At 66.0% G+C, this 12,621-nt stretch carries 4 protein-coding genes; all 4 read left to right on the top strand.

The genetic code is table 11. The features are described 5' to 3' along the window. Positions 1-34: 34 nt before the first annotated feature. The 4 genes from K7W03_RS00985 to K7W03_RS00970 are packed head-to-tail and all read left to right on the top strand — an operon-like array spanning position 35 to position 12,604. The gene (locus K7W03_RS00985; protein WP_222885279.1) at positions 35-4,513 is read left to right on the top strand and encodes a MupA/Atu3671 family FMN-dependent luciferase-like monooxygenase; all 4,479 of its coding nucleotides are present in this window, start codon (positions 35-37) and stop codon (positions 4,511-4,513) included. Beyond that, positions 4,513-10,911 (top strand): type I polyketide synthase, encoded by a 6,399-nt coding sequence (locus tag K7W03_RS00980; RefSeq protein WP_222885278.1) that lies wholly within the window; start codon positions 4,513-4,515, stop codon positions 10,909-10,911. Before K7W03_RS00985 ends, K7W03_RS00980 begins: the two co-directional genes overlap by 1 nt. Then, the gene (locus K7W03_RS00975) at positions 10,908-11,954 is read left to right on the top strand and encodes a glycosyltransferase family 2 protein (RefSeq protein WP_226869598.1); all 1,047 of its coding nucleotides are present in this window, start codon (positions 10,908-10,910) and stop codon (positions 11,952-11,954) included. The genes K7W03_RS00980 and K7W03_RS00975 overlap by 4 nt, the downstream gene beginning before the upstream one ends. Continuing rightward, positions 11,951-12,604, top strand: coding sequence for a 4'-phosphopantetheinyl transferase family protein (locus K7W03_RS00970; RefSeq protein ID WP_222885277.1), 654 nt, complete (start codon positions 11,951-11,953; stop codon positions 12,602-12,604). Before K7W03_RS00975 ends, K7W03_RS00970 begins: the two co-directional genes overlap by 4 nt. Positions 12,605-12,621 lie beyond the last annotated feature (17 nt).

Below are 12,621 nucleotides of genomic sequence, written 5' to 3'. Positions count from 1 at the left end.
CAACTGGGCAGAGAAAAAAGATATTCCGTGGATCATGTCCGCAGGCCATATTGACGGCTCCGACATCGGAACCTTCGACTATCTCTTCAGTATCGCCAATCTCAACATCTTGTCCGAAACGGTGCTGGCGCTCCCTTCCCAGGGCGCGATCAACTTCCACGACGGTCCCTTGCCGCGCTATCCGGGGCTCAACGCACCCGTAAGGGCGTTGCTGAATGCCGAGCCGCACCATGGCATAAGCTGGCACCGCATGACGCATGAAGTCGACCGGGGATCGATCCTGGCGGCACGGACATTCCCCATCGATCCGGGCGAGACGGCCTTTTCACTCAACACAAAATGCTTCGCCGCCGCCATGGAGAGTTTTGCGGAACTGGTCGATGCGCTGGCCGCCGGGACGGTCATTGAAGTCGATCAGGCTGAATTCGCCGCGACGGAAGAGTTCCGCGCCGACCGCACGGCAGGCGCTGGCGCAATCCCATGGTCCCTTGGGGCGGAAAGGATCGAAGCCCTGGTCCGCGCGCTGGACTTCGGGACCCATGCCAATCCCGTCGCCCTGCCGAACATGCTGCTGGGCGACAGGCTGCTCTTCATACCCAGCGCCACGGCGACGGACAGCCGATCGGACGCAGCGCCGGGAACGATCCTCCGCATCGATGCGCAGGGCATGACCGTCGCGACCGGCGATGGCGACCTGTCCATAGACCGGATCATGTCCGCCGAGGGCGTCACCCTCTCTGCGGCGGACGCGGCGGCCCGCTTCGGGCTGCGGCCGAGCCTGCGGTTCACCCTGCTGGAACCGGAGCGGCAGGATGCCCTGTCTCAACTGGCAGGGGCCTTCGCGGTTCATGAGAAATATTGGCGCAAGCGGTTGCGTCGACTGGACCTCCTGTCCCTCGATGGGATCGAAAGAGGCGCCGATGCTTCGGGCGCAGGACGGATCGACGCAGTGCTGGAGGAACCGGACGGTCCATATGCGGCTCAGTCGCTGCTGGCCTCGACCCTTGCCTATCTGGCCCGCATCCATGATCGCGCGTCATTCGATGTCGGCTATGCCGATCCAGTGCTCGGCATGCGGGTTGCGGGCGTGGAACCATGGTTCGCATCCGTGCTGCCAATCCCCGTCGCGATGGATTTCGACGCTGGCATGCAGAGCTTCCGCGACAGGCTTTCGGCGTCCCTGCGTGAGGTTCACCGGCGGCTGGGCTATCGCGTCGACCTGCCCGCGCGCATGGCTGGCGATGGAGCCCCCGGCCGGGCTTTCCCCGTCATCGTGCAGATCGTCGACGATCTCGAAGAAGGCAGGCTGCCCGCGGGTTCCCAATTGTCGATCGCCATTCGCTCCGACGGACGGGCATGCCGCTGGCTGTTCGACAGCGCCGCCCTAGACGGTGCGGTGGTGCAGGCAATGCAACAGGGCGTCGCCACGCTTCACCGGCACGCGGTCGGCGCTCCGCATTGTCCCGTCGCGGATTTGCCGCTGCTCGATCCCGCCCTCCTGCAACAGGCGGCGTCATGGTCGAACGGCATTTCGCTGCCCTGCCGCCAGGACGCAACCGTCCATCAGCTCTTCAGCCAGCAGGCCGCGCGCACGCCGGAAAAAACCGCCGTGACCTGCCGGATGGAAAGCCTGACCTACCGGCAACTGGATGAACGTTCCAACCGGCTTGCCCGTCATCTCCGGCGGATGGGCATTGGTCCCGACAGCCTGGTGGGGCTGCATTGCGACCGGTCGACCGATCTGATGGTGGCGCTGCTCGGCATATGGAAGGCGGGGGGAGCCTATGTCCCGCTCGATCCGGCCTATCCGGCCGCGCGGATCAGCCAGATGATCGAGGATGCCGGGCTTCAGGCGATCGTCACCCGGTCACATCTTGCGCTGGACGCCCCAGCAACGCCGATGGTCCGGATCGATGCCGATTGGCATGATATTGCACGTGAGGACGGCGCATCCCTCCCTTCCTCCAGCGGGCCCGATCATCTGGCCTATGCGATCTTCACCTCCGGCTCCACCGGCCGGCCCAAGGGCGTCATGGTCGAACATCGCAATGTCGTGAACTTCTTCGCAGGCATGGATCGGCATATCGGGGCGCAGGGCACCTGGCTGGCGGTCACCAGCCTCAGCTTCGACATTTCCGTGCTGGAACTGTGCTGGACGCTGACGCGGGGGATGCATGTGGTGCTGACCACAGGCCATGAATTGAAGCCCGTGGCGCAGCCCCGTCGCCCCATGGCCTTCAGCCTGTTCTACTTCGCCAGCGACGAAGCCAGTTCGGGCAGCGACAAATATCGCCTGCTGCTGGAGGGTGCGCGCTTTGCCGACACCCACGGCTTTGCTGCTCTATGGACGCCGGAGCGTCATTTCCATGCCTTTGGCGGCCTTTACCCCAATCCCGCCGTCACTGGTGCCGCCCTTGCCGCGATTACCAGCCGCGTGCAGATCAGGGGCGGCAGCGTCGTCCTGCCGCTGCACCATCCCGCGCGGGTGGCGGAGGAATGGTCGGTGGTCGACAATATCTCCAACGGCCGGGTCGGCATCGCCTTCGCCTCCGGCTGGCAGCCCAATGACTTCCTGCTGCGTCCCGAAGCCTATGCCGACCGCAATGCCGGGCTGCTGCGCGATATGGAAACCGTTCGTGCGCTGTGGCGGGGGGAAAGGCGCCGTTTCGATGGGCCGGTCGGCCCGGCCGAGGTGCGGACATTGCCGCGCCCGGTACAGCCGGAACTGCCCTGTTGGATCACCTCCGCCGGGAGCATCGAGACATTCGCGGCGGCAGGTCGCGCCGGCGCATCGATCCTGACCCATCTGCTGGGCCAGTCCATCGACGAGCTGGCAGGGAAGATCGCCACCTACCGGCAGGCGCGCCGGGACGCGGGACATGAAGGCGAGGGCCAGGTCGCACTGATGCTGCACAGCTTCGTCGGCCCCGACGCCGCAGCGATCCGCAGCATCGTGCGCGAACCGCTGATCGCCTATCTGCGCACGGCCACCAGCCTGGTGAAGCAATATGCCTGGTCCTTCCCGGCGTTCAAGCGGCGGCCTGGCATGACGGAAACGGTATCCGACATCGAGTTCGACAGCCTCAGCGCCGAAGAAACCGACATGCTGCTGGAGCATGCCTTCGACCGCTATTTCGAGAGCAGTGGGCTGTTCGGCACGCCCGAACAATGCATCGCCATGGTCGACAGGCTGCGCGCCATCGGTGTCGACGAGATCGCCAGCCTGATCGATTTCGGGGTCGATGGCGAACAGGTTCTGGCGCATCTGCCCCATCTCGACCGGTTGCGCCGACTGGCCGTGGAGGCGGACGAACCGGCTGGCGAACCGATGGCCGCGCTGATGGAACGGCACCGGGTGACGCACCTGCAATGCACGCCTTCCCTGATGCGCATGCTTCTGGCGGAACCGGGGGTACGGCCGCATATCGCCGCGCTGGACCATCTGATGATCGGGGGAGAGGCCTTTCCGCCCGATCTTGCCCAAGCGCTTCTGGGAACCGTCCGGGGCAAGATCACCAACATGTATGGCCCCACCGAAACAACCATCTGGTCCGCCCTCCATCCGGTGACGGAGGGGGGTGGGCCAGTGCCCCTGGGCACGCCGCTCGCCAATCAGTCCGTCACGATCATGGACAGCCGACAGCACGCTCTGCCCCCTGGCGTGCCGGGCGAGATCGTGATCGGAGGCAGCGGCGTGGTCAGGGGCTATCTGAACCGGCCGGAGCTTACCGCCGAACGCTTCGTGCCCGATCCCGCCGATCCGGGCGCCCGCCTTTACCGCACCGGCGATCTGGGACGCAGGCGGCGCGACGGCACGCTCGAATTTCTCGGCAGGCTCGATCACCAGGTCAAGATACGCGGCTATCGCATCGAACTGGGCGAGATCGAGGCGCTGCTCCACCGCATGGACGGTGTAGGGCAAGCCGTGGTCAACGCGATCCGGACCGAGGATGGCGAACAGATGCTGGTGGCCTATGCCGCGCCGCTGCCCGCCAATCATGATTTCGGCGGAATCCGGGAAAGGCTGCGCGCCGAACTGCCGGACTTCATGGTGCCGACCCATTATGTGGGGCTGGCGCGGCTGCCCCATACGCCCAATGGCAAGATCGACCGCGCCGCCCTGCCCCACCCGGAACGGGCGACGCCGGTTTCGCAGCAGGCCTTCGTCGCGCCGCAGGAGGGGGTCGAGGCAAGGATCGCCGCGATCTGGCGCGATGTGCTGAAGCTGGAATCAGTGGGATCGCTCGATAATTTCTTCGATGCGGGCGGCCATTCGCTGCTGGCGGTGCAGATGCATCGGCGCCTGACGACGGACCTGCGTTACGACCTGGCGCTGACCGATATTTTCCGCTTCCCGACCGTCCGGTCGCTGGCGGCGCATCTGTCGGACGGCGGGACGAATGACCGCGGGGCACGGGATGGCCTCGCCCGGGCGGAGGGGCGACGCGCCGCACTTGCCCGTCGTGTCGCCGCCAGGCCCCCGGTGCTGGCCGGTGAACGGAGCCAGGCCTGATGGATCAGCATGCGACATGGCCGGACATGCGGTCCGACGATCCCGACCTGGACAATCATGTCGCCGTCGTCGGCATGGCCTGCCGCTTTGCCGGCGCCCCCGATCTGGAGAGCTATTGGACCAATCTGCGCGAGGGACGGGAATCCATCGTCCGCCTGAGCGACGAGCAATTGCTGGCGGCCGGCGTCGATCCCCGCGCGCTGGCCGATCCGCATTATGTCCGGGCGGCCGCCCCGATGCCCGACATGGAGATGTTCGACGCGACACTGTTCGGACTCAGCGCGCGGGATGCCGCCATCATGGACCCGCAACATCGCCATTTCCTGCAATGCGCCTGGGCCGCGCTGGAAAATGCGGGTCACGCGCCCGACCGCTTCCGGGGCGCCATAGGCGTGTTCGCCGGGTCGGGGCATAATGCCTATCTGCCCTATAATCTGCTGACCAATCCCGATCTGGTGCGCCAGGTCGGCTTCTTCCTGATGCGCCATACCGGCAATGACAAGGATTTCCTGGCCACCCGCGCTTCCTACCTGCTCGACCTCAAGGGCCCCAGCGTCAGCGTCCAGACGGCCTGTTCGACATCGCTGGTCGCGATCCACATGGCCATGCAGAGCCTGCTCAACGGCGAAAGCGACATGGCGCTGGCCGGTGGCGTCACCATCGAACTGCCCCATGGCCGGGGCTATCGGTACGAGCCGGGCGAGATATTGTCGCCCGACGGCCATTGCCGCGCCTTCGATGCCGAGGCGGCGGGAACCGTCTTCGGCAGTGGCGCGGGCGTCGTCGTGCTGCGCCGCCTGCGCGACGCGATGGAGGACGGCGATCATATCCATGCCATCGTCCGCAGTTCGGCCGTCAACAATGACGGCATGGGGAAGGTCAGCTATCTCGCGCCCAGCGTCGACGGTCAGGCCCGCGCCATTGCCGAAGCGCTGAGCATCGCCAATGTGGATGCCGGATCGATCGGCTATGTCGAAACGCATGGCACCGGGACGCCGGTCGGGGACCCCATTGAAATCGCGGCGCTGACGCAAGCCTTCCGCGAGAATACCGACGCGGTGGGAATCTGCGCCATCGGATCGGTGAAGCCCAATATCGGCCATACCGATACGGCCGCGGGCGTCGCCAGCTTCATCAAGGTCGCGCTGGCGCTTCAGCATCGCGAACTGCCGCCGTCGCTGCACCACAGCCGGTCCAATCCCGCTTGCGGGTTCGAACGGTCGCCCTTTTTCGTCAATGGACGCCTGCGTCGCTGGGACAGTGTGGCGGGATCGCCCTTGCGCGCAGGCGTCAGTTCATTGGGAGTCGGCGGCACCAATTGCCATGTCGTGATGGAGGAGGCCCCTCCGCCCGCTCCCTCCGGCCCGTCCCGGAAATGGCAGTTGCTGGTGCAGTCCGCCGCTTCTCCCGCCGCGCTGGAGGCCAATGGCCTGGCGCTGGCCGATCATCTGGAACGACGGGGCGATCAGGCGCTGGCCGACATCGCCTTCACGCTCCAGAGGGGTCGAAAGCTTCTCCCCTTTCGCCGCATCGCCGTCGCCCAAAGCCATGAATCGGCGGCTGGCGCGATCAGGGACGGCGAATCCGTCTTCAGCGCGAACCGTCATTGCGTCCCGGCCAGCCGCAAGCTGGCCTTCCTGTTCGCGGGCGGCGGCGCGCAATATGTGGGCATGGCGCGCGATCTGTATGAGGCGGAACCGGTGTTCCGCGACGCCGTCGATGAATGTCTGGCCCTATTGGCCGATCTGACCCCGACCGACTTCCGCGCTGCCCTGTTTCCCGGTCCGGATGCGATCTCCGCAGAGGCCATGCAAAGGCCGGCCGTCGGCCTGCCGCTGCTGTTCAGCATTCAATATGCGACAGCGCGGCTGTGGATGAGCTGGGGCGTCGAACCGGATGCGATGATCGGCCACAGCATGGGCGAATATGTGGTGGCGCATCTGGCTGGCGTCTTCGATCTGCAGTCGGCGCTCCGGCTGGCATGGGGACGGGCCCGGCTGTTCGAGTCCCTGCCGCCGGGAGGAATGCTGAGCGTCCCGCTGTCCGAAGAAGCGCTTCGTCCCCATATCGGGCAGGATCTGTCCATTGCCGCCGTCAACGGCGCTGCCTTGACGGTCGCTTCGGGACCGATCGAAGCCATAGAGCAGCTCCGCGCCACGTTGGAGAGCGCCGGCGTGTCCAGCCAGCAGGTCGCCGTCGCCGTCGCGGCGCACAGCGCCATGCTCGATCCCATATTGGACGATTTCCGGCATTTGGTGAACGGCATCCGCATGCAACCGCCCGGCCGGGCTTTCCTGTCCAGCCTGACCGGCGACTGGGCACGGACGGAGGATGTCACCGATCCGGATTATTGGGTGCGCCATTTGCGCGAAACCGTCCGCTTCGATGCTGCGCTGGAAAAGCTGCTGCCCGGCGGCCATGTCCTGCTGGAAGTCGGCCCGGGACGGACGCTCGCCAGCCTCGCACGCCAACATCGGGCACGCGGATCGGACCAGCCGGTGTTCAACTCTCTCCGCCATGCCGACGAGCATTTCGACGACCAGGCCTATATGCTGAAGACATTGGGCTGCCTCTGGATGGCGGGCTATCCCGTCGCCTGGGAGAAGCTCCACGCCGGGGAGAAACGCCGTCGCGTACCTCTGCCCGGCTATCGCTTCGAACGCCAGCGGCACTGGATCGAGCCGGGGCGGATCGGCGGTGGCGACAGCGCTGACGATGTCGACATGATCGGTCATCCGGACAAGGCAGGCTGGTTCTACCGCCCCGCATGGCGCCTGGCGCCGCTTGCTTCGGATGTTCCGGAACCCGGCACGGCGCTGCTGTTCCTGGACGAGGCCGGGTTGGGCGATGCGCTGGCGGCTCGGCTCCAGAATGCGGGATGCGCCGTGACCACGGTTCGAGCCGGCAAGCGGTTCCGCGTGAAGGGCGACGACAGCCTGACGATCAATCCCGCCCGTCCGGAAGATTATGAAAGACTGGTCGCATATCTGGCGGACCGCGATCGCATGCCACGGCAAATCTTCCACCACTGGCTGGTGGGCGAAGGCCAAGACGTCATGCAACGCGGTTTCTGGTCCCTCTTTCACCTTTGCCGCGCCCTGGGGGAAGCGGCGGTCGAACAACCGATTACGATCGGCCTCATATCAACAGCCATGCAGCGCATCGGGGACGAGCCGGTGAATCCCGCAAAGGCAGCCGCATTGGGGGCCTGCCGCGTCATACCCGGCGAATATCCCGCCATGCGGACGGTGAGTGTCGATGTCGACCTGCCCGACGACGCCGGCCGCCGCGAAGAATTGGCGGCCTGCATCGTCGCGGAAGTGACGGCGGAGGACAGCGCTTCCGTCGTTGCCTATCGCCGGCTGGAACGCTGGGTCGAGGCATTCGAAACGCAACGGCTCGCTCCAGCGGACAAAAGCCGCCTGAGGCCCGGCGGCACCTATCTGATCACCGGGGGCCTCGGCGGCATAGGACTCCGCCTTGCGGAGCATCTGTTCGAAACGCAGTGCGCCCGGCTGGTGCTGGTGGCGCGCGGTCCCGTCCCGCCAAGGAACCAATGGGCCGAGCTGCTGGCGACGCTTTCGCCCGGAGACATCATGTGCCGGCGCATTCGCAGGCTTCGCGCGCTGGAAGAGAAAGGCGCGGAAATCCTGCTGATAGAGGCGGACATCAGCGACAGCCGCCAGATGCGAAAGGCCGTCGCTTCCGCCCGGTCCCGCTTCGGGCCGATCCACGGCGTCTTCCATATGGCCGGCCTGTTGAACGACGGGCCGCTGGCGCTGAAGTCGATGGACGGCGCGGCGGCCGTTCTGGCGCCCAAGGTCCAAGGCACAATGGCGTTGGAAAGGGCGCTGGCGCATGAGGAACCGGATTTCCTGATGCTCTTCTCCTCCATCAGCGCAGTGGCGGGCATTGCGGGGCAGGCTGACTATGCCGCCGCCAACGCCTTTCTGGACAGCTATGCGCGGCATAAGGCAGGCCGGGGAAGAATGGCGGTCATCGCGGCGGGATGGCCGCGCTGGCAGGAAACGGGGATGGCCGCTTCCATCATGGCGCCTCCGCCTCGTCCGCTCCGCTCGCCCGAAAACGGGCGAGCGGCGGGCGCCGCTTTGCTCGACCGGATCCTGATCGACACGCAGGACCGGCGCACCGTCTCCGCCCGTCTTTCGCCGCGGACCCACTGGCTGCTGGACGAACATCGGCTCACCGACGGCGCGGCCCTCCTACCCGGTTCCGGCCTGGTGGAACTGGTGCGGCAGGCCTTTCAGGATATTGCCGGGCAGCGGCCGTTCGAACTGCGCGAGGTGCTGTTCCTCGAACCCTTTGCCGTGGCCGACGATGGCGATCGGGACCTGCAGATCGACCTGCTGCATCAGGGCGGCGAAGCATGGCGTTTCCACATCATGGGCCGTGACAGGACCGCGGAGCAAGGCGCGCCGTGGACCCAGCATGCGCGCGGCCATGCGCTGATCGGCACGCCGCAGGACGGCAGGCGGCTGGATCGGGAAACGATCGCGGCGCGATGCCCCCATAGGCCGGTCGGCGGCACGATGGGCTCGGCCGCCCATCTCTCCTTCGGTCCGCGCTGGCAGAACATCGAGGCCGTGCATATCGGCCACGACGAAGCGCTGATCGATCTGCGCCTGCCCGACGCTTTCGCTGCCGACCTGCCCGGCCTTGCCCTGCATCCGGCCCTCCTCGATTTCGCGACGGCTGGCACCCAGATGCTGATCCCCGGCTTTGACGGCGCGACCGACTTCTACGCCCCGGCATCCTATGGCGCCCTGCGCCTGACCGCGCCGCTGCCTGCCCAGATCGTCAGCCATGTCCGCCTGCGGCCGGATGAGACGCAACCGGGCGAGATCGCGGTTTTCGACATCAGCATCGCTTCCCCGCAAGGACAGGTTCTGGCCGAAATCGAAGGCTTCGCCATGATGAGGCTGCGACAGCCGTCAAGCCTGACCGGCAGCAATTCAGCAAGCCCTGCAATGACCGATGCCGACGATCGGACGGGCCTGTCGTCGCTGGACGGGATGGAGGTCATCGACCGCCTGCTTGCTTCGCGAGAGACCGGGCCGATCATCATTTCTCCGCAAAAGCTGAACCCCATGCTTGCGAAACTCCGCGCCCCGTCCCGACGAAAGCGGCAAGACGCGGCCGCAACGGACGAGCTTCCGCCGGAAGAGAGTCCCCGGACCGAAACGGAGCGCATCATCGCCGCCATGTGGCAGGACATGCTGGGCACGGCTGCGGTGCGGCGCAACGACGATTTCTTCGACCTGGGCGGCCATTCGCTGCTCGCAGTGCAGCTCATCAACCGCCTGCGCAAGCGGTTCGGGCAGAATCTGCCTCTTACCGCCCTGATAGAGGCGCCCACCCTGGCGCGGCTGGCGGCGCTCATCACCCCGGCGGAAGGGCCGCTGGATGAGGCGGACCGGCCGCCACCGGCAGGTCCCGCACCCGGCATCCTGCTGCTGCGGCCGGGCGACGAGCCAGGCGCGCTGTTCCTGGTTCATGACGGCCTCGGCGAAACGCTGCTCTACCGCACGCTCGCGCTGCAGCTGGAGGGACCGCCCGTCTTTGCCATCCAACCCGAACGCCATCCGGACGGCAGCTTCGTTCATTCCAGCATCAGCGCCATGGCGAGAGGACATGTGGAAAGGATGAGGAAGGTGCAGCCCGCCGGTCCCTATATGCTGGCCGGGCTGTGCGCCGGGGGCGTGATCGCGGCGGAAATGGCGCGCCAGCTGGAGGATGCGGGCGAGGATGTCGCTTATCTCGGGATCATGGACGCCGCCGATGTGGAGGCTTCGGAGCGTCCCTTCCATGCGATGCGGATGCGATGGCGGCGGGTGAGGGAAGGTTTCGGCCGCAATCGCCGGTCGCTTTGGGGCTTGGCGGCACTGATTCCCGGCACGGTGCGGAAATTCGGCAATATGCTGGCCTATGAAATGGCTTCCCGGCGGGACCGTCGTCGGATGGATCAAGCCGTGGCGCGCGCCCGTCACGCGGGCGAGGCGGCTCCCGCCCACCTCTCCTTCCTCGAACTCTATCAGGCTGCGCACCGGATGCATCGGCCCAGCGGCCTGATCCAGTCGCAGAAGGTCGTTCTCTACAAGGCGACGGCGGGGAATGGCGCAGTGGACGATCACCCCTTTTCCGACCAGTTCGGTGACGTCGCCCTCGGGTGGGGGCGCCGGGTCGCACATTATATCGAAGTGGTGGAAATAGCAGGCGGCCATAGCAGCGCATTGCAAGAGCCGCATGTGACCTCCCTCGCGCGGCTGATGCAGGATGCTCTGGACGACGTGCTGATCGGGCGCAACCGGAACCCGGCGGCGGCTGAAGCGCCAGTGCCGCGGGACCTTGCCGAACCATCGCGGGAACAAGCGGGATGAACATGCCCCCTGCATCACGTCCCCGGCAATCGCCCGTGCTGATCGCTGTCGTGAACTACCGGACGGACGGCCTTGTCGTCGATTGCCTGTCAAGCCTTGCCGGAGAAATTGAGACCTATACCCAGGCGCGCGTGGTGATCGTCGACAATGCCTCCAGCGACGGTTCGGCGGAGCGGATCGAGGACGCCATCCGCAACCGGGGATGGAGCGACTGGGCCAGCCTCGTCCGTTCGGAACGAAATGGCGGCTTTGCCTATGGCACCAACCTGGCGATCGCCTCCGCGCCCGCGGGCTTCGTGCCGTCCTTCATATGGCTGCTCAATCCGGACACGCGGGTCCGCCCCGGCGCCCTTCATGCGCTGATCGGCTTCATGCGCGCGCATCCGCAAGCCGGCATTGCCGGCAGCCTGATCGAAGATGCGGACGGCATCGTCTGGCCCTATGCCTTCCGCTTTCCGAGCATCGCCAGTGAAATCGAACGAGGGGCGCGGCTCGGTCTGGTGAGCCGATTGCTGAGGCACGCGGCGGTCCTTCGCCGGGTCGGCGAACGGCCGACCCGCGTCGACTGGGTATCGGGCGCCAGCATGATGATCCGCGCAGGCGTGCTGGACGCGATAGGCCCCCTGGACGAAGATTATTTCCTTTATTTCGAGGAAACGGACTTCTGCCTGCGCGCCAATCGCGTGGGCTGGCAATGCTGGTATGTTCCCGACGCCCGCGTGCTGCATATCGCGGGCCAAAGTACGGGACTTACGGGCAAGGGCGCGGTCGTATCGCGGCTGCCGCGCTATTGGTTCGAATCCAGGCGGCATTATTTCGTCAAGAATCATGGCCGAGCCTATGCTGTCTGCGCCGATCTGGCCTGGATGACCGTGCATGCCGCATGGCGCTTGCGCCGCAAGCTGCAATCGCTGCCCGATCCTGATCCCGCTCATCTCCTCTCCGACTTCCTGGCCTGTTCGGCCTTACGCGCCAAGGCACGGAACCCGCGCCGCCCGAAAGACGATCCCGCCTCTATTCCTGCCGAGATGCAGGTCACATGATGCGCAAAGGCAGGCTGCTGCCCGCCGGAACGGATGTCGAACTGCGCCTGGTCCACATCCATGACGTTCCGCAAGGCGCGCTCCTCCCCCGATGCTGGAAGGAATGCGAACGCGCAGCCAGATTCCGCTTCGCGCGGCACCGCCATCGCTTTCTCGCCGGACGCGGCATGCTGCGCCATATGCTGGCCGACTGGTCGGGACTGGCGCCCGACGGCCTTCGTTTTGGGGAAACCGGCAATGGGAAGCCGATCCTGTTGGATCGGCCCGATCTGCATTTCAACCTCAGCTATTCGGACGACCATATCCTGATCGGCGTGACCCGGCGGAGCCCGCTGGGCGTGGACATCGAACGCCGCCGCCCGTTCCCGCAGGCTCTTGCCCTGGCGGAAGATTGCTTTGACGCGGAGGAACGGACCGCATTGTGCCAGGCCCGGCCCGGCATGTCGGAAAGCGACCTCTTCCTGTCGGGCTGGACCCGCAAGGAAGCCTGCCTCAAGGCTTGCGGGATCGGCCTGAGCCAGGACCCGGCGGAAATTCCGACCGGGCTGGATCACGGTGCACGAACGGTCAATATCGGGGCGTTCGTCCATGCCCGGGTCGAAACCCTGATTCAGAACGACAATGTCGTCTCCTGGGCGAAAATGGTATAGGCGATCGATGTCGCCGG

The sequence above is a fragment of the Sphingobium sp. PNB genome (assembly GCF_019873065.1).
Taxonomy (GTDB): domain Bacteria; phylum Pseudomonadota; class Alphaproteobacteria; order Sphingomonadales; family Sphingomonadaceae; genus Sphingobium; species Sphingobium fuliginis.
The sequence above is the reverse complement of the archived record's forward strand: the minus strand, read 5'-3'. Positions and strand labels throughout refer to the sequence as shown.